Annotated in this window: 14 protein-coding genes; 6 read left to right on the top strand and 8 right to left on the bottom strand. The window is 71.0% G+C overall.

Going from position 1 to position 18,019, the window contains the following annotated elements:
• Positions 1–2: 2 nt before the first annotated feature.
• From kdpC to pgi, 5 genes are all read right to left on the bottom strand, one after another.
• Entirely contained in the window at positions 3–620 is a 618-nt protein-coding gene (gene kdpC, locus R0146_RS06245) for a potassium-transporting ATPase subunit KdpC (protein ID WP_317692000.1), read from the bottom strand.
• 17 nt (positions 621–637) lie between these two features.
• Positions 638–2,824 carry a potassium-transporting ATPase subunit KdpB gene (gene kdpB, locus R0146_RS06240; protein ID WP_317691999.1) on the bottom strand — a complete coding sequence of 729 codons (2,187 nt, stop codon included), beginning with the start codon at positions 2,822–2,824 and terminating at the stop codon, positions 638–640.
• A 4-nt stretch (positions 2,825–2,828) separates the two neighbouring features.
• Complete coding sequence (gene kdpA, locus R0146_RS06235) at positions 2,829–4,502, bottom strand: potassium-transporting ATPase subunit KdpA (protein WP_317691998.1); 1,674 nt, start codon at positions 4,500–4,502, stop codon at positions 2,829–2,831.
• Entirely contained in the window at positions 4,502–4,591 is a 90-nt protein-coding gene (locus tag R0146_RS06230) for a potassium-transporting ATPase subunit F (protein ID WP_317691997.1), read from the bottom strand. Before R0146_RS06230 ends, kdpA begins: the two co-directional genes overlap by 1 nt.
• 535 nt (positions 4,592–5,126) lie before the next feature.
• Positions 5,127–6,797 (bottom strand): glucose-6-phosphate isomerase, encoded by a 1,671-nt coding sequence (pgi, locus tag R0146_RS06225; protein WP_317691996.1) that lies wholly within the window; start codon positions 6,795–6,797, stop codon positions 5,127–5,129.
• Between the two features lie 143 nt (positions 6,798–6,940).
• On the opposite strand from pgi, the gene R0146_RS06220 reads away from it, so the two are divergent.
• The 4 genes from R0146_RS06220 to R0146_RS06205 all read left to right on the top strand — a co-directional run bounded on the left by R0146_RS06220 (position 6,941) and on the right by R0146_RS06205 (position 10,635).
• Positions 6,941–7,864 (top strand): D-hexose-6-phosphate mutarotase, encoded by a 924-nt coding sequence (locus R0146_RS06220; protein ID WP_317691995.1) that lies wholly within the window; start codon positions 6,941–6,943, stop codon positions 7,862–7,864.
• A gap of 26 nt (positions 7,865–7,890) precedes the next feature.
• A complete protein-coding gene (locus R0146_RS06215) occupies positions 7,891–9,417 on the top strand; it encodes a deoxyguanosinetriphosphate triphosphohydrolase family protein (RefSeq protein WP_317691994.1) in 1,527 nt (508 codons plus the stop codon).
• 112 nt (positions 9,418–9,529) lie between these two features.
• Positions 9,530–10,267, top strand: coding sequence for a M50 family metallopeptidase (locus R0146_RS06210; protein WP_317691993.1), 738 nt, complete (start codon positions 9,530–9,532; stop codon positions 10,265–10,267).
• On the top strand, positions 10,264–10,635 hold the full coding sequence (locus tag R0146_RS06205; RefSeq protein WP_317691992.1) for an FKBP-type peptidyl-prolyl cis-trans isomerase: 372 nt from the start codon (positions 10,264–10,266) through the stop codon (positions 10,633–10,635). The genes R0146_RS06210 and R0146_RS06205 overlap by 4 nt, the downstream gene beginning before the upstream one ends.
• A 214-nt stretch (positions 10,636–10,849) precedes the next feature.
• Here the strand turns inward: R0146_RS06205 and R0146_RS06200 are convergent, their stop codons facing one another.
• Positions 10,850–11,569 (bottom strand): VldE C-terminal domain-containing protein, encoded by a 720-nt coding sequence (locus tag R0146_RS06200; protein ID WP_317691991.1) that lies wholly within the window; start codon positions 11,567–11,569, stop codon positions 10,850–10,852.
• A gap of 470 nt (positions 11,570–12,039) precedes the next feature.
• Between R0146_RS06200 and R0146_RS06195 the strand changes: the two genes are divergently transcribed.
• Positions 12,040–12,360, top strand: a complete 321-nt coding sequence (locus R0146_RS06195) for a DUF2853 family protein (protein WP_317691990.1) — start codon at positions 12,040–12,042, stop codon at positions 12,358–12,360.
• Positions 12,361–12,373: 13 nt separating this feature from the next.
• Here the strand turns inward: R0146_RS06195 and R0146_RS06190 are convergent, their stop codons facing one another.
• Entirely contained in the window at positions 12,374–14,926 is a 2,553-nt protein-coding gene (locus tag R0146_RS06190) for a DEAD/DEAH box helicase (protein WP_317691989.1), read from the bottom strand.
• A gap of 194 nt (positions 14,927–15,120) precedes the next feature.
• Between R0146_RS06190 and R0146_RS06185 the strand changes: the two genes are divergently transcribed.
• Entirely contained in the window at positions 15,121–15,618 is a 498-nt protein-coding gene (locus R0146_RS06185; RefSeq protein ID WP_317691988.1) for a hypothetical protein, read from the top strand.
• A 7-nt stretch (positions 15,619–15,625) separates the two neighbouring features.
• Here the strand turns inward: R0146_RS06185 and R0146_RS06180 are convergent, their stop codons facing one another.
• Positions 15,626–17,977: a heavy metal translocating P-type ATPase gene (locus R0146_RS06180; protein ID WP_317692342.1), complete on the bottom strand. Its 2,352-nt coding sequence runs from the start codon at positions 17,975–17,977 to the stop codon at positions 15,626–15,628.
• Positions 17,978–18,019 lie beyond the last annotated feature (42 nt).

The following is an 18,019-nucleotide window of genomic DNA, read 5'->3' as shown; positions in this document are numbered from 1 at the left end:
GGTCATCCCTTCCACGTGTCCAGGGCCAGGTTGAGCTGCAGGACGTTCACCCGCGGCTCGCCCAGGTAGCCGAGGTCACGGCCCCTGGTGTGCTGTTGGACCAGGGATCGTACGACGTCCGGGGCCAGACCACGAGCCCTGGCGACCCGATCGACCTGGATCGCGGCGTTGGCGGGGCTGATGTCGGGATCGAGCCCGGACGCCGAGGCGGTGACCGCGTCGGCCGGCACCTGGTCGGGTGCGACCTGGTCGAAGGCCGCCACCTGGTCGATCCGGGTGCGGATCTCCTCGGCCAGCGTCGGATTCTCCGGGCCGAGGTTGGAGCCGGCGGAGGCGGCGGCGTCGTAGCCGTTCTCCCCCGCCGCCGAGGGCCGCGGCTGGAAGTACTGCGGCAGCGGATCGCCGTGGGCGTCGGCGTACGACTGGCCGATCAGGGCCGACCCGACGAGCCGGCCGTCCGCGGCGCGGACCAGCGAGCCGTGTGCCTGGGCGGGCGCGACGACCTGGCCGACCCCGGTGACGACCAGCGGGTAGACGATGCCGAGCAGCACCGTGAGGAGCAGCATGGCGCGCAGCGCCGCCCAGAGGGTGCGTCCGGTGACGCGAGTGGTGGTGTTCATGTCCGACCTCCTGTCGGTCAGAATCCCGGGATCAGGCGGACCAACTGGTCGATCAGCCAGATCCCGATGAACGGTGCGATGATGCCGCCCAGCCCGTAGACGAGCAGATTGCGGTTGAGGGTCTGCGCGGCGCCGAGCGCGCGGTACCGTACGCCGCGCAGCGCCAGCGGCACCAGCAGCACGATGATGATCGCGTTGAAGACGATCGCGGACAGCACGGCCGAGGCCGGCGAGTGCAACTGCATGACGTTCAGCGCCGCCAGCCCGGGGAAGACGCCCATGAACATCGCCGGGATGATCGCGAAGTACTTCGCGATGTCGTTGGCGATGGAGAACGTCGTCAGCGCGCCGCGGGTGATCAACAGCTGCTTGCCGATCCGGACGATGTCGATCAGCTTGGTCGGATCGGAGTCGAGGTCGACCATGTTGCCGGCCTCCTTGGCGGCCGACGTGCCGGAGTTCATCGCCACCCCGACATCGGCCTGGGCGAGCGCCGGCGCGTCGTTGGTGCCGTCGCCGGTCATCGCCACCAGCCGGCCGCCCTGCTGCTCGGAACGGATCAGCGCGAGCTTGTCCTCGGGCACCGCCTCGGCGACGAAGTCGTCGACCCCGGCTTCCTTGGCGATCGCCGCGGCGGTCAGCGGGTTGTCGCCGGTGATCATCACCGTACGGATCCCCATCGCCCGCAGTTCGGCGAACCGCTCGGTCAGGCCCTCCTTGACGATGTCCTTGAGGTGCACCAGGCCGAGCACCCGGCCCCGTCCGGCGGCGTCGCGCTCGGCGACGACCAGCGGGGTGCCGCCGCTGCGGGAGATGTGCTCGGTGTGTTCCTGCACCTCGGTGAGAGCACGGCTGGGGATCCTCCCCTCCTCCTGCAACCAGCGGGTGATCGCCGAGGCGGCCCCCTTGCGGATCATCGTCCCGTCCGGCAGGTCCAGGCCCGACATCCGGGTCTGCGCGGTGAACGGCACGATGACACCCGGCTCGGCGCCGGGATCGGCCCGGAACCCCTCCGCGGCGGCGAGCTCGACGATCGAGGTGCCCTCCGGGGTGGGGTCGGCCAGCGAGGACAGCGCCGCGGCCCGGACCAGCTCGGTGTCCGCCACCCCGCCGAGCGGGATCAGGGCGGTGGCGCGCCGATTGCCGAGGGTGATGGTGCCGGTCTTGTCCAGCAGCAGGGTGGTGACATCGCCCGCCGCTTCGACCGCGCGGCCGGACATGGCGAGCACGTTGCGTTGCACCAGCCGATCCATCCCGGCGATGCCGATGGCCGACAGCAGGGCGCCGATGGTGGTCGGGATCAGGCAGACCAGCAGGGCGACCAGCACGGTGACGCTGACCGGACTGGCGGCGAACGAAGCCGCCGGGTCGAGGGTCAGGATGACGACCACGAAGATGATCGACAGCGACGCCAGCAGGATCGACAGCGCGATCTCGTTCGGGGTCTTCTGCCGCGACGCCCCTTCGACCAGGGCGATCATCCGGTCGACGAACGTCTCCCCGGGCTTCGAGGTGATCCGTACGACGATCCGGTCGGACAGCACCCGGGTGCCGCCGGTGACGGCCGAACGATCGCCGCCCGACTCGCGGATCACCGGGGCCGACTCGCCGGTGATCGCCGACTCGTCGACCGAGGCGATGCCCCAGATGATGTCCCCGTCGCCGGGGATCAGCTCCCCGGCGGAGACCACGACGACGTCGTGCTGGCGCAGGTCGGAGGAGGTCACCTCCTCGGTGCCGGCCCGTTCGGCCCCGGGGTCGGTGGCCTCGTCGTGCCGCAGCACCCGGTGGGCCGTGGTGTCGGTGCGGGTGCGCCGCAGCGAGTCGGCCTGGGCCTTGCCCCGGCCCTCCGCGACGGCCTCGGCGAGGTTGGCGAAGAGCACGGTGAGCCACAGCCAGCCGGCGATCGCCCAGGTGAAGGAGCGCGGCACCTCGGACCCGCCGGAGGCGGCCGGACCGCCCTGGAACAGTTCGACGACGGCCAGGACGGTCGTCAGCGCGGCGCCGATCCAGACCAGGAACATCACCGGGTTGCGCCACTGGACGCGGGGGTCGAGCTTGCCGACGGCGCCGGGCAGCGAGGTCCACAGCTGCTGCCAGGAGAAGGCGCCGCGCGGCGTACGGGGGTGCTTCGGGTGTCCGCCGGACGGTGTCGCGGACGCCGCCGGTGTCGCGGACGTTGGAGTGGTGGTGGGAGTGGACATGGTGTCAGAGCAACCCTTCTGCCAACGGGCCCAGGGTGAGGACGGGGAAGAACGTCAGGGCGCTCACGATCAACACGACGAAGACCAGCAGCCCGACGAACTGGAGTCGGTGGGTGGGCAGCGTCCCGGCGGTCACCGGGACCTTGTCCTGGGCCGCCAGCGAGCCGGCCAGGGCCAGCACGACGACGATCGGCACGAACCGGCCGATCAGGATCGCCAGCCCCAGCGAGGTGTCCAGCCACGGGGTGCTGGCCGTCAGCCCGGCGAAGGCCGAGCCGTTGTTGTTGGCGGCCGAGGTGAAGGCGTACAGCACCTCGGAGAAGCCGTGCGGACCGGGGTTGAGGATCGAGGTGCCGGTGACGCTCTCCCGGACGCCGGGCAGCGCGAAGCTGAGCGCCGTTCCGGCGAGGATCACCACGGGCACGACGAGGATGTAGAGGCTGGCCAGCTTCATCTCCCGCGGCCCGATCTTCTTGCCGAGGTATTCCGGCGTACGACCGATCAACAGGCCGGCGATGAAGACCGCGATGACCGCCACGACGAGCATGCCGTACAGGCCCGAGCCGACCCCGCCGGGAGCGACCTCGCCGAGCATCATGTTGATCATCGTCAGCATCCCGCCGAGCGCGGTGTACGAGTCGTGCATGGCATCGACGGCGCCGGTCGAGGTGGTGGTGCTGGTGGTGGAGAACAGCGTGGAGCCGATGATGCCGAACCGCTGTTCCTTGCCCTCCATCGCGGCACCGGCGAGTTGCGGCGCGGTCCCTGCCCCATGCGCCTCGAGGGCGGTCAGGATCGCGAAGGACGCGACGTAGAGGACGGCCATCGCGGCGAGGATCGTGTAGCCCTGGCGCCGGTCGCCGACCATCGTGCCGAAGGTCCGCGGCAGCGAGAACGGGATGACCAGCATCAACAGGACCTCGAGGACGTTGGTCCAGGCCGACGGGTTCTCGAACGGGTGGGCGGAGTTGGCGTTGAAGAAGCCGCCGCCGTTGGTGCCCAGCAGCTTGATCACCTCCTGCGAGGCCACCGGGCCACCGGGCACACTCTGCGATGCCCCGGCGAGAGTGGTGATGCCGGTGAACCCGTCGACGTTCTGCACCACGCCGCCGACCAGCAGCACGAGTGCGCCGATCACCGAGATCGGCAGCAGCAGGCGCAGGGTGCAACGGAGCAGGTCGACCCAGAAGTTGCCGATCGTGGTGGACGTACGTCGCGCCAGGCCCCGGACGAGGGCGACGGCGACGGCGATCCCGACCGCCGCGGACACGAAGTTCTGCACCGCCAGGCCGGCCAGTTGCACGGTGTAGCCGAGGGTCGACTCCGGGGCGTACGACTGCCAGTTGGTGTTGCCGACGAAGGAGGCCGCCGTGTTGAACGCCAGGTGCGGCGACGGGGCGCCCAGCCCCAGCGAGTACGGCAGCCACTGCTGGAGGCGCTGCAGCAGGTAGAGCAGCAGCAGGCCGACCAGCGAGAAGGCGAGCAGGGCCCGCAGGTAAGCGCGCCAGGTCTGTTCCGACCGGGGGTCGACGCCGATCAGCCGGTACAGGGCGGTCTCGACCCGCCAGTCCTTCGGCGAGGTGAAGATCCAGGCCATGTAGTCGCCCAGCGGGCGGTGCAGGACGGCCAGGACGACCACCACGGTGAGCAGTGCCGCGACGGTGTAGAGGGCCGTCATCAGAACCACTCCGGCTTCAGCAACGCGACGACGAGGTAGGCCAGGGCCGCCACGCCGAGGACGGCGGCGACGAGGTCGACGACGATCACAGTCGCTCCACCGCCTTGCCGAGCAGGGCGAACAGGGCGAAGAGCACGATCATCCCCACGATGAAGATGACGTCGAGCATGGGAGCTCCTTGACGAAGGGCCGGGTCCCGGTCAGGACCCGGGCGTCGATGGACGCACCCCCGATGGAACCCGCGTCAGCCCCTCACCGGTCGGTCCCCTAACAGAACCCATACGACAACCCTGCGGGCCCCGACTCGTACAGGCCGACGACTCTGCGACCCCCGACTCGTACAGGCCGACGACTCTGCGGGCCCCGACTCGTACGGGCCGACGACTCTGCGGGCCCGCCACCCAGGTTGGTGTCCTCCAAACTTTCATAGGGCAGGCCTATGGAAGTTTGGAGGACACATGCCTTCCCCGCGCGACGCGCCGAGCACACCAGGACACTCCCCGTGGACGGACTCGCCGCACGCGGGACGGACTCGCCCGCACGTTCCCGCCGAGCAAACAGGCAGAAACGCGCGGGCGAAGGGTGCCACCGGGAGTCGAGGGCCGCAGAGACCGAGGCGATGCCTCAGTGGCGCCGCTCCGCGCGGTAGTAGCGGATCAGCGCCCGGGTCGACGGATCCTGGGCCTCGATCGCCGTCTCGTCGCCGGCCACCGCACCGGTCAGTTCCTTGGCCATGGCCTTGCCGAGTTCGACGCCCCACTGATCGAACGAGTCGATGCCCCAGACGGTGCCCTGGGTGAAGGTGATGTGCTCGTACAGCGCGATCAGCTGGCCCAGCACCGACGGAGACAGCTCGGGCGCCATGATCGAGGTGGTCGGCTTGTTGCCGGGGAACTCCCGGGCCGTCACGATCTCCTCACGGGTGCCCTCGGCCCGCACCTCGTCGGCCGTCTTGCCGAACGCCAGCGCCTTGGTCTGGGCGAAGAAGTTGCCGAGGAACATCTCGTGCACGTCGTTCTCGCCGTCCCGAGTCGGGTTCGCCGGATTGGCGACCGCGATGAAGTCGGCGGGGATCAGCCGGGTGCCCTGGTGGATCAGCTGGTAGAAGGCGTGCTGGCCGTTCGTCCCCGGCTCGCCCCAGAAGATCTCGCCGGTGTCGGAGGTCACCGGGGTCCCGTCCGACCGCACCCGCTTGCCGTTCGACTCCATGGTCAGCTGCTGCAGGTAGGCCGGGAAGCGGTGCAGGTACTGGGCGTACGGCAGCACGGCGTGCGACTGGGCGCCGTGGAAGTTGGTGTACCAGATGTTCAGCAGGCCCATCAGCGCCGGGACGTTGCGCTCGATCGGCGTCGTACGGAAGTGCTCGTCCATCGCGTGGAAGCCGGCGAGGAAGGCCTCGAAGTTCTCCGGGCCGATGTAGACGGCCAGTGCGGTGCCGACGGCCGAGTCGACCGAGTAGCGCCCGCCGACCCATTCCCAGAAGCCGAAGGCATTCGCCGGGTCGATGCCGAAGGCGGCGACCTTGTCGAGGGCGGTCGACACCGCGACGAAGTGCTTCGCGACCGCCTCACCCTCCTGGCCCTCGACGATCGCGCCGCGGTCCTTGAGGCTGGAGATCAGCCAGTTGCGTACGGTCCGGGCGTTGGTCAGCGTCTCCAGCGTGGAGAACGTCTTCGACGCCACGATGACCAGCGTGGTCTCCGGGTCGAGCAGGAAGGTCTTCTCGGCCGCGTCGGTCGGGTCGATGTTGGAGATGAACCGGCACTCCAGGCCCAGCTGGCCGTACGGCTTCAGCGCCTCGTACGCCATCACGGGGCCGAGGTCGGAGCCGCCGATGCCGATGTTGACGATCGTCCGGATGGTCTTGCCGGTGACGCCGCGCCACTCCCCGGAACGGATCCGGCGGGCGAAGGCGTAGATCCGCTCCAGCTCGCCGTGGACGTCGGTCACCACGTCCTTGCCGTCGACGATCAGCGACTGGCCGGCCGGCTTGCGCAACGCGGTGTGCAGCACCGAACGGTCCTCGGTGACGTTGATCCGGTCACCGCGGAACATCGCGTCGATCCGGTCGGTCAGCTGCACCTGGTCGGCGAGATCGACCAGCGCCGACAGGACGGTCCCGTCGAGCCAGTTCTTGGACAGGTCGACGAAGAGGTCGCCGGCGGTGAAGGAGAATCGCTCGGTGCGTCCCGGGTCCTCGGCGAACCACGTACGCATGTTCGGTCGGTAGTCGTGGGCGAGGGAGCTCAGCCGCTCCCAGGCCTCGGTGGCGGTGGCATCAACGGGAGACTGCATGAGGCAAGACTATGGCCGCAGGCCCGCCCCGTCCGGCCGGGCCGCCCCCTCACCGACCGGCCGTCCCCTCATCCACCGGCCGAACCCTCACCCACCGGGCCGCATCCTCGCCCACCGGGCGCTCCACCGGCTACCGTGACGCCATGGACAAGTCTGAGCTGCCCGACGGTGTCACCCTCGAGGCGGGCCGCGGAGGTCTGCCGATGGTGCGAGTCGCCATCGATTCGTGCACGGCGGAGGCGTACCTGCAGGGAGGTCACCTCACCGGGTGGCAGCCGGCCGGACAGGACCCGGTCGTCTGGCTGAGCCGGAAGTCCCGCTTCGAGGATGGTGCGGCGATCCGCGGCGGCGTCCCGCTGTGCTTCCCCTGGTTCGGCGCCGGCCGCGACGGGCGACACTACCCGCCGCACGGCGTCGCCCGGCTGACCCCGTGGCGGCTCGCCGAAGCCACCCCGGTGGCGGACAGCGTCCGGCTGCGGTTCCACCTCGACGGCCACGACGTCGACCTCGAGGGCATCGAGGACCTCGACCGGGACTGGTCCGCCGACATCACCTACACCGTGGGCCAGGTGCTCGACATCGACCTGAAGGTCCAGACCTCCGCCCGCCGCACCACCCCGTTCACGTACGAGGAGGCGGTGCACACCTACCTGCACGTCGGCGACGCCCGCCGGATCACCGTCGACGGGCTCGACGGCTGCGGCTACCACGACAAGGTGCTCGAGGGCGACTACCAGCAGCGCGGCTCGCTGGTGGTCGTCGGCGAGACCGACCGGATCTACCGGCACGCCGGCGACGTCACGGTCAAGGACCCGACGCTGCGCAGGACCCTGGGGATCAACAAGCGCGGCTCGGCACAGACCGTGGTGTGGAACCCGTTCGTCGGCAAGTCGGTGAAGATGGGCGACTTCGGCAACGACGAATGGCAGGAGATGCTGTGCGTCGAGGCCGCCAACATCGGCTCCTCGGCGATCACCCTGGCCCCCGGCCAGTCGCACACCCTGCACCAGCGGATCGCCGTCGACCGTACCCAACGGCCGGCCGGGGCCAGGCGAAGCCTGGCCTGAGCACAGGCCCGGCCGGAGGACACCGCATGTCGACACGTACGGATCGGGCCCGGGCCGAGATCGGCGTCCCCCGGCCACTCGCGGCGGGCACCGACTCGGAGTTCCGGGTCGACCTGGAACGGATCCGCTTCTCGCCCGCGTTCTCCCGGCTGGCCGAGGTCACCCAGGTGGTCTCCGCCGGCACCACCGGCGGCATCGTGCACAACCGGCTGACGCACACCATCAAGGTCACCGCGGTGGCGCGGGCGATCGCCGTACGCCTCGAAGAAGCCAGCGCGCCGGAGCGGATCGCCGCCCGCGGCGGGCTGCACCACGTGGTCGCGCAAGCGGGCGCCTGCTCCCACGACCTCGGCCATCCGCCGTTCGGCCACCTCGGCGAACAGGAGCTCGACCGGCAGGCGCGGACCCGCTTCGGGCTGAACGACGGCTTCGAGGGCAACGCCCAGACCTTCCGGGTGCTCACCGAGCTGGAGGTGCACGGACCCGGCGACCAGGGCCTCAACCTGACCTCCGCGGTCCGCGCGTCGGTGCTCAAGTACCCGTGGGGGCGCCACCACTGGCCGGATCCGCATCCGCGCAGCTGGCCGCAGCAGCCCCGCGGAGCCCGGCCCGACATCAGCGGCGGGTCGTACAAGTTCAACGCGTACGTCCCCGACCTGGACGAATTGATCGCCGTCCGGGCGGCCTTCCCCGACGTACGCCGCGACCAACAGACGCTGGACTGCGCGGTGATGGACCTGGCCGACGACGTCGCCTACTCGCTGCACGACCTGGAGGACTTCCATCGGGCCGGGGTGCTGCAGTTCTCCGCGGTGTCCAGCGAGTTCCGCACCTGGGCCGGGGAACGCGACGAGTTCGCGATGATCACCGACTCCCGGCTCGCCGCGATGACCCGGGCACCGGGCGCGGGGCTGGAGTCGCTGCGGCGCCGGCTGGCCGCCCGGGACGCCTGGATGTTCGACGAGGACGCCTATCTCGAGGCGGTGCTGCGGGTCGGCCAGGAGTTCGTCGAGGGGGTGCTGGCGATCCCGTACGACGGCTCGATGGCCGCCGACCGGTCGCTGTCCGGCTTCACGTCCACCTGGATCGACGCCCTGGTCGACTCGGTCCGTCTGGTCGACGACCCGCCGGTCCGGGGCTCCTCGGTGGAGCTCTCCCAGGGCGCCTGGCACCAGGTGCAGGTGCTGAAGTTCATCCACCAGTACTTCGTGCTGCACCGCCCCGACCTCACCCTGATGCAGCGCGGGCAGGCGAACGTCGTACGCCAGATCGTCGAGGCCTTCGACGACTGGCTGTCCGACCGGCTGGACGCCACCCGGGCGCCGCGGCGGCTGCTCGACCTGGTCGCCACCGCCACCGAGGGTTACCGCCGGGTGGCACGACGTCACCCGGACTGGCTGGACGGGATGACCTCCCGCGAGGACGTGCTCCGGATGGGGCGTGGCCGCGGGATCATCGACTACGTCGCGGGGATGACCGACCACCAGGCGGAGGCGACCGCGTCCCGGTTGCGCGGTGGTTCCGGTCTGCTGTGGGGGGGCGGCTCCGTCTGACGGAAGGGCACCCGGGGTTCCGGGCCTTCCAGGGGAAGCGTCGTCCGGTCTTCACCGGCGCGCGCTGAGGGGCGTCCGTAGGCTGGCTTGCCGCAGACACCAGACTGGGGGCGTGGACTCCGTCACCGCGCTCCTCCATCGCGCCCTGCTCAGCCAACCGCTGCCCGCCCCCGAGGTGGTGGTGGGGCTCGGTGCCGCCGCGCTCGTCCTGGTGCTGTTCCGGCCACTGTGGCCGACGACCCGGATGCTGGTGACGATCACCCACGAAGCGGGCCATGCCGTGGTGGGACGGCTGTGCGGCCGGGAGCTGGAGGGGATCCGGCTCAACGCCGACACCTCTGGAGTGACGGTCACCCGCGGACGGCCGCGCGGGCCCGGGATGGTCGCCACCCTGCTCGCCGGCTACACGGCGCCGGCGGTCGTCGGAGTGGGCGCCGCGGCGATCCTCGGGACCGGCCGGGCCAGCGCCCTGCTGTGGGCGTTCCTGCTCGTCCTGGCGCTGATGCTGCTGGCGATCCGCAACCTCTACGGCCTGGCGGTGATCGTGGTGGTCGGCGGCGGCCTGGGACTCGCCACCTGGTACCTGCCGGTGGAGCTCCAGGGTTGGCTCGGCTACCTGCTGTGCTGGGTGCTGCTGTTCGGTGCCGTACGCCCCACTCTGGAGCTCGCTGGCTCCCGCGACCGGGGCTCGGACGCCGCCCAGCTGGCCCGGCTCACCCACCTGCCCCAGCCGCTGTGGACCGGGCTGTTCCTGGTCGTCGCCGTGCTCGGGCTCGGGGTCGGCGGCTGGATGCTGCTCGGCGCCGCAGGGTTGGTCCCACCCCTGATGCCGGTAGGCTCACCGGCATGACTGACATCCCCGAGATCGATCCGCCCGAGGGCCCCGCGCCCACCGAGCTGCAGATCGTCGACGAGATCATCGGCGACGGCACCGAGGCCAAGGCCGGCGACGTCGTCGACGTCCACTACGTCGGCGTCGCCTTCTCCTCCGGCGAGGAGTTCGACTCCTCCTACCGCCGCGGCACCCCGCTGGCCTTCCAGCTCGGTGTCGGCCAGGTGATCCAGGGCTGGGACCAGGGCGTCCAGGGCATGAAGGTCGGCGGACGGCGCAAGCTGGTCATCCCGCCGCACCTGGCCTACGGCGACCGTGGTGCCGGCGGCGTGATCCAGCCCGGCGAGACCCTGATCTTCGTCTGCGACCTGGTCAACATCCGCTGACCCCACCCCGGCAACTCGCGCTTCGACTCCCCAGATGCGCGGGTTTCTGCCACACGCCGCGGTTTCAGTCAGATGCGGCCCGCCGACGCGCGGCGGCTGACTGAAATCGCGGCGGCTGACTGACATCGCGGCGGCTGACTGAGGGAGCGGCGGCTGCGCGAAACGGCGGCGGCTGAGGGAGCCCCGATCGAGACCGGCGCGGTGGCGCCGGACCTCAGCTGACCGTCACGTGGACGTGGTCCATGTGGTTGGCGGTCGCCGACCCGCGGTCGGCCATCGGGCGCCAGCCCTCCGAGGAGCGCTGCGTGGTCCAGATCTTCTGCTGGTAGATCACCTCGGTGACCCCGAGCTTGGACGCATTGGCGCGCATGTAGTTCGCGATGTCCCAGCCCCGCGAACCGGAGACCATGATGTCGACCGCATGGCCGGTGCCGTGCTCGCCCGGGTCGCCCGGACGGGCGCCGCCGTAGGAGGTGACGTACGGGAAGTTGGCGCAGCTGGCCTGGTAGACCTTCATGCCGTTGGGCGCCAGCCAGCCGGTCAGCGTGCCGCACTTGGCCGTCGAGGCGGTGCTGGTGGTCGCCTTGCGGGTGGCCGTCGGCTTCGAGGTCGCCGACGGGCGCGGGGACGCGGGAGCCGGCGACGCCGTCGGGGTGGCCGAGGCCATCGCCGAGGCGCTCGGGGTCTGCGACGCCTCCGGTCGCAGGCCCCGTTCGGAGCGGCTCACGCCACCCATCTCGCGCAGCGAGATGTCCTGGGGCACCGCCGCCGGGACGGCTTCCATCCCGCTGCCGCGGTGCGCACCGAGGACGACGCCCGCGGTGCCGACGGCGACCACGGTGGCGGCCACGCCGGGCACCAGCAGTCGTCGTACGCCGGACCTGGTCGGCTCATCGGGGTCGATCAGCGCCCGTTCGGGCGTCGGGGCCGACATCCCGTGGTGTGCCCTGGTGCCCCGCTGAGCGGGTCGGTGACGGATGGTGTCGCGGACGGACTCCCAAGGATGACGCTGTACCGCGCGGCGTGCCTGGGTCACGAGCCATGCCTTCCGGTGGGGGACGGTGGTAAGGATCCGAAGACTGAGAAGGATCCTAGAGGGGACACGAGAAAGATCACAAATCGGTCACGCAGCCCGCGGAACCTGTGGATAACCTGTCATCCCCGGCACCTCCATACCCGGCGGAGCCTACGCGGACGTCCGGTGGCGGGCAGGCCGTACGACCGCCACCGGGCGGTGGGCCACTCGTCACGGACGGAAACCCAGACCGTACGCCACCTCGTCGGCGGGCAATGTGCCCAAGGTCACGACAGGGAATGGCACGCCCTGACATGATCGGAGAGACACCGGAACACCCTCCCCTCGTCCACCGTGGGCGAGGGGGCATCCCTTCGAAGGAGCAGAGGATGACCACGGACTGGATCGCCGACGTCAAGAAGTACGCCCCGACGGCCGACGAGGCCGTACTGCAGAACATGCTCAGCACCTACCGTCTGGTCCTGAGCCACCCCGACAGCGCCCTCGTGTCGTTCGGTGACGCCGAGGAGCTGAAGACCGTCCGGGAGAGCTTCCTCAAGAAGAAGCTCGGACTCACCGCCGACAACGCCACCCTCGACGCCGCCATCAAGGAGGTCGGCGCGGCGATGAAGGACGGCACCCGCAACGGCCGGCTGGCCGTCTACTACCTGCTGGCGGAGAAGTTCGACAAGCTCGACCTGTTCCGGTGACCCGGCAGGCCGATCAGTCCATCCGGGAGAACGACTCGGTGACCACCACCGGCTCGCCCGCCTCGTCACTGGCCCGCAGGTGCACCGTGGCGAGGATCGACCAGTCGTGGTTGCCGGCCGGGTCGTCGATGACCTGACGGACCTCCCAGACGCCCTGCTTCGGCTTCTGGTCCACCATCAGCAGCGACGGGCCGCGGGCCGCCGGTCCGTCGCCGAGGGTCTCGTGCTCGTCCCAGTAGTCGCCGAGGGCGTCCTCCCAGGCCGCCTCGTTCATCGGCGGATGTCCGCCGAGCAGGCCGGTGGCGTACGCGTCGAGCGCGGCCAGCTGGGCGAACCGGTCGTCGGCCGCCAACCGGACCCGCTGGAACATCGCGTTGCGCACCATCACCCCGAACGCCCGCGCGTTGCCGGTGATCGGGCGGGTCGGGGCGAGCTGCTCGCCGGCGGCGACCCTGGCGGCGGCCTCGGCCACCTTCTCCGGATCGGTCAGTGCCTCCCACTCGTCGAGCAGCGAGGAGTCGGTCTGCCGGACGGTCTCGCCGAGCCATTCGAGCAGGTCGTCGAGTTCCTCGGTCCGCCGCGCCTCCGGCACGGTCTGGCGCAGCGTACGGTACGCATCCGACAGGTAGCGCAGCACCAGGCCCTCGCTGCGGGCCACCCCGTAGTGGCTGACGAACTCGGTGAAGGTCTGGCCACGCTCGTACATGTCGCGGACCACCGCCTTCGGCGACAGCTGGTCGGCGGACACCCACGGATGGGTCTGCGCGAAGATCTCCAGCGCCGCCTCCAGCAGCTCGGCCAACGGGCGGGGCCAGGTGATGTCCTCGACCAGCCGCATCCGCTCGTCGTAGTCGATGCCGTCGGCCTTCATCTCGGCGATCGCCTCGCCGCGCGCCTTGTGCTGCTGTTCGGACAGCACCGGGAACGGGTCGTCCAGGATCGACTCGACGATCGACACCATGTCGAGGGCGTACGTCTCCGACTCCGGGTCGAGCAGGTCGAGGGCCGCCAGTGCGAACGGGGCCAGCGGCTGGTTGAGGGCGAAGTCGTCCTGCAACTCCGGGGCGATCTCGTAGCGGCGCCCGGTCGGGTCGGGCACCGGCAGCCGCACCAGCACGCCCGACTCCAGCAAGCCACGGGTCAGCCGCAGCGCCCGGCGGACCAGCCGGCGCTTGCCGCGCTCGTCCTCGTGACAACCGAGCAGCAGCTCGCGCATGTTGACGAACGGGTCGCCGCGACGGGCGACGACGTTGAGGATCAAGGCCTCGTTGGCCCGCATCCGGGACACCAGTGCCTCGGGCTCGGCGGCCTTCAGCCGGTCGAAGGTCTCCTCGGTCCACGAGACGAAGCCCTCCGGCGCCTTCTTGCGGACCACCTTGCGACGCTTCTTCGGGTCGTCCCCGACCTTGGCGAGCGCCCGCTCGTTCTCGATGACGTGCTCGGGCGCCTGGCAGATGACGTGCCCCGACGTGTCGAAACCCGCCCGCCCCGCCCGCCCGGCGATCTGATGGAACTCGCGCGCCTTGAGCAGCCGGTGGCGGGTGCCGTCGAACTTCGTCAGGCCGGTGAAAACGACCGTACGGATCGGCACGTTGATCCCCACCCCGAGGGTGTCGGTGCCGCAGATCACCTTGAGCAGACCGGCCTGGGCGAGCTGTTCGACCAGCCGGCGGTAGCGCGGCAGCATGCCGGCGTGGTGCACCCCGATACCAGCGCGGACCAGTTTCGAGAGGGTCCGGCCGAAGCCGGCGTGGAACCGGAAGGCGCCGATCTCGGCGGCGATCCGTTCCTTCTCCTCCTTGGACGCGAGTTTCGCCGACAGCAGCGCCTGAGCGGTCTCCAGGGCCGACTTCTGGGTGAAGTGCACGACGTACGCCGGCGCCTGGTGGGTGGTGACGAGCTCCTCGAGCAGCTCGTGCATCGGGTCGATCGACCAGGCGTACGACAACGGCACGGGCCGTTCGGCCTGGTCGACCACCGCGGTGGGCCGCCCGGTCCGCTCGGTGAGGTCTTTGCGGAAGAAGTCCACCTCGCCCAGGGTCGCCGACATCAGCAGGAACTGCGCCTGCGGCAGGCACAGCAGCGGCACCTGCCAGGCCCAGCCGCGGTCGGGCTCGGAGTAGAAGTGGAACTCGTCCATCACCACCTGGGTGATGTCGGCCCACCGCCCCTCCCGCAGGGCGATGTTGGCGAGCACCTCGGCGGTGCAGGCGATGATCGGGGCGTCGGCGTTGACCGAGGCGTCGCCGGTGAGCATGCCGACGTTCTCGGCGCCGAAGATCTCGCACAGCGCGAAGAACTTCTCCGAGACCAGCGCCTTGATCGGCGCGGTGTAGAAGCTGACGCCGTCCTGGGCGAGGGCGGCGAACTGGGCCGCGGTGGCGACCAGCGTCTTGCCCGATCCAGTCGGTGTGGCAAGAATCACGTTGTTGCCGGAGAACAGCTCGATCGCCGACTCGTCCTGGTGCGGGTAGAGGGAGATGCCACGCCCCTCCACCCACCCGGTGAACGCCTCGTAGAGGGAATCCGGATCGGGGTCGGCAGGGATCAGGTCGGTGAGCATCATCGGCGCTATCCTCTCAGGTCGCAGTGACACTGCCGCGCAGACGTGCCCGCCGGGCCCGTCGTCAGGCCGCGACAGTGCCGCGCGCGCCAATGGCGTGCCGTTGTACGGTCGTTCCGACGCCGATCGGTGCGGCGGGGCGTATACCGCCGAACCGTGACACAATGTCCGGCGGGATGGCGACGAGGAGGACAGCGATGGGACTGGCACTGCGACGCCTCGGCGCGTCGGCGGTGGCTCTCGGTGTAGTCACGCTCGGGATCGCGGGGCCGGTGCTGCCGGCCGCCGCCGAGACGAACACGGACAATCCCTCGCGTACGAACCCCCGCTCGGCGAACTATCAGCGGCCGGTGCCGCCGGTACTGGCCACCGACCAGCCCCCGCAGCCGACCGGCACGGCAGGTCCGACGGCGTCGGCCGAGGCCTCGGTCACCGACCCGGTGCCCTTGATCGCCCTGCCGCCCCAGCCGGGGCATGACGGCACCGGCGCGGTCCCTTCGGCGACCGCCTCGGACACGCCCTCGCCGTCCGCTTCGGCGCTGCCGCCCGGCTTCGCCGCCACCCAGGTCGACAGCTTCGCGGGATCGGGCAACGGATCGGACCTGGCCGGCACCGGCGGCACCTGGTGGGCCATCGCGGGGATCGGCGCCCTGGCCCTGGGCGGCGGCGGTTTCGTGGTGCTGCGCCGCCGTTGACCCAGGCTCAGCGCCGCCGGCCGCCCTCGAACTTCCGCAGCCGCATCGAGTTCGTCACCACGAACACCGACGACAGCGACATCGCCAGGCCGGAGATCAGCGGGTTGAGCAGTCCGGCCGCCGCGAGCGGGATCGCCGCGACGTTGTAGGCGAAAGCCCAGACGAGGTTGCCCCGGATCGTCCGGAGCGTACGCCGCGACAGGGCGATCGCGTCGGGCACCACCTCGAGGTTCTTGCGGACCAGGATGATGTCGGCCGACTTCATCGCGACATCGGTGCCGGTGACCACGGCCAGCCCGAGATTGGCCGTCGCGAGCGCGGCGGCGTCGTTGATGCCGTCGCCGACCATCGCGACCCGGCGGCCCTCGGCCTGCAGACGTTCGATCGTCGCCGCCTTGTCGGTCGGCAGCACCTCGGCGATCACCTCGTCCACGCCGACCCGGTCACCGACCGCCCGGGCAGCCCGTGCGTGGTCGCCGGTGAGCAGCACCGTACGCAGCCCCATCGCCTTGAGCTGGGCGACCGCAGCAGCCGCGGACTCCTTGATCCGGTCGCTGACGACGAAGGCGCCGGCGACCCGACCGTCCACGGCGAGGACGACCCCGGTCCGGCCCTCCTCGGCAGCGGCCTCCAGCGCGGCGGCGATGTCGTCGGGCAGGTCCGCCCCCAGATCGGCCATCAAGCCAGGGGCGCCGATGTGCACCTCCGAGGTGACACCGTCGTGCACCAGGCGGGCGCGAGCGCCCATCCCGGGCAGGGCCGCGGCCTCGACGATCTCCCCCAGGCCGGGGCGTACGGCCGCGGCGGCCTCGACCCGGCTCTCCAGCTCGGCGTGCGCCTCGACCCGGGCTCCCAGCTCGGCGTGCGCCTCGGCCCGGCTTTCCAGCTCGGCGTGTGCCTCGACCACGGCGCGGGCGATCGGGTGCTCCGAGTGGCGTTCCACCGTCGCCGCCAGGGCCAGCAGGGCGGCGTCGTCGGCCAGCGGGCCACCGGCGGCACGGACCGTACGTTCCAGCGCCATCCGGCCGGTGGTCAGCGTGCCGGTCTTGTCCAGCACCACGGTGTCGATCCGGCCGCTGGCCTCCAGCGCGTCGGGGCCCTTGATCAGGATGCCGAGCTGGCCGCCGCGGCCGACGCCGACCATCAGGGCGGTCGGGGTGGCCAGGCCGAGGGCGCACGGGCAGGCGATGATCAGCACCGACAGGGCGGCGCTGAACGACGTCCGCGGCCCGGCGCCGGAGAGGAACCAGGCGGCGAGGGTGACCAGGGCGATGCCGAGCACGGTCGGCACGAAGATCGCCACCACCCGGTCGACGAGGGTCTGCACCCGGGCCTTGCGGGCCTGCGCCTGGTCGGCGGTGGCCGCCATCTGGGCCAGCTGGGTGTGGGCGCCGACCTGGCGGGCCTCGACGATCAGCGCGCCGGTGGTGTTGATGGTGCCGCCGAGCACCCGGTCGCCCTCGGTGACCTGCTCCGGGATCGGTTCGCCGGTCATCATCGAGGTGTCGACCGCGGAGTGGCCGACGACGACCGCCCCGTCGGTGGCGATCCGCTCTCCCGGCCGGACGAGGAACCGCTCCCCGACCCGCAGGTCGCCGAGCGGCACGACCGTCTCCTGGCCGTCGCGGATCACCCGTACGGTCCGCGGGGCGAGGTCGGCCAGGGCGGAGAGCACGCTACGGGCCGAGCGCTTCGAGCGCGCCTCGAAGTAGCGCCCCGCGAGCAGGAAGGTGGTCACTGCGGAGGCGACCTCGAGGTAGAGCGAGTCGGCGCCCGCGGGCGTGATGCCGTAGACCAGCCAGTAGCCCTCCCGGTCCTGTGAACCGAGCAGGATCGACACCACCGACCAGGTGAACGCGGCCAGGACACCGAGGGAGACCAGCGTGTCCATGCTGGTCGAGCCGTGCCGCAGGTTGCGCCACGCCGCCTTGTGGAACGGCAGCGCCGCCCAGAAGACCACCGGCAGGGACAACACGACCAGCAGCCACTCCCAGCCGGGGAACCGCATGTGCGGGGTCAGCGCCAGCACGATCGCGACGTCGCCGAGCGGCACGGTGAGGAAGGCCGCGACGATCAGCCGGTTGCGCAGCATCCGCACCCGGTCGTCCGCGCCGCGGGACTCCTCGCCCTCGGTGACCTCGGTGGCCCCGTAGCCGGCCTTCTCGACCGTGGCGATCGCTTCGGCCGCCCGGTCGGCGCCCAGCCCGGTGACCACCGCTCGTTCGGTGGCGTAGTTGACGGTGGCGCGTACGCCGTCCATCTTGTTGAGCTTGCGCTCGATCCGGCCGGCGCAGGCGGCGCAGGTCATCCCGGAGATGTCGAATTCCAGCCGCTGCTCGAGGCCGTCGTACGCCAGCAGGGCGGGGCCCGAGGAGGTGGCGCCGGCGGGAGTGGTGTCCGT

The organism is Raineyella sp. LH-20 (assembly GCF_033110965.1).
Lineage (GTDB): Bacteria > Actinomycetota > Actinomycetes > Propionibacteriales > Propionibacteriaceae > Raineyella.
The sequence above is the reverse complement of the archived record's forward strand: the minus strand, read 5'-3'. Positions and strand labels throughout refer to the sequence as shown.

Excerpts from the sequence above, each read along its gene's own strand:
- R0146_RS06185 (WP_317691988.1), top strand. The coding sequence starts at position 15,121 with ATGGGACTGGCACTGCGACGCCTCGGCGCGTCGGCGGTGGCTCTCGGT.
- R0146_RS06200 (WP_317691991.1), bottom strand. The coding sequence starts at position 11,569 with ATGTCGGCCCCGACGCCCGAACGGGCGCTGATCGACCCCGATGAGCCG.
- R0146_RS06215 (WP_317691994.1), top strand. The coding sequence starts at position 7,891 with ATGTCGACACGTACGGATCGGGCCCGGGCCGAGATCGGCGTCCCCCGG.
- R0146_RS06190 (WP_317691989.1), bottom strand. The coding sequence starts at position 14,926 with ATGATGCTCACCGACCTGATCCCTGCCGACCCCGATCCGGATTCCCTC.
- R0146_RS06195 (WP_317691990.1), top strand. The coding sequence starts at position 12,040 with ATGACCACGGACTGGATCGCCGACGTCAAGAAGTACGCCCCGACGGCC.
- pgi (WP_317691996.1), bottom strand. The coding sequence starts at position 6,797 with ATGCAGTCTCCCGTTGATGCCACCGCCACCGAGGCCTGGGAGCGGCTG.
- R0146_RS06205 (WP_317691992.1), top strand. The coding sequence starts at position 10,264 with ATGACTGACATCCCCGAGATCGATCCGCCCGAGGGCCCCGCGCCCACC.
- kdpA (WP_317691998.1), bottom strand. The coding sequence starts at position 4,502 with ATGACGGCCCTCTACACCGTCGCGGCACTGCTCACCGTGGTGGTCGTC.
- R0146_RS06220 (WP_317691995.1), top strand. The coding sequence starts at position 6,941 with ATGGACAAGTCTGAGCTGCCCGACGGTGTCACCCTCGAGGCGGGCCGC.
- kdpB (WP_317691999.1), bottom strand. The coding sequence starts at position 2,824 with ATGTCCACTCCCACCACCACTCCAACGTCCGCGACACCGGCGGCGTCC.
- kdpC (WP_317692000.1), bottom strand. The coding sequence starts at position 620 with ATGAACACCACCACTCGCGTCACCGGACGCACCCTCTGGGCGGCGCTG.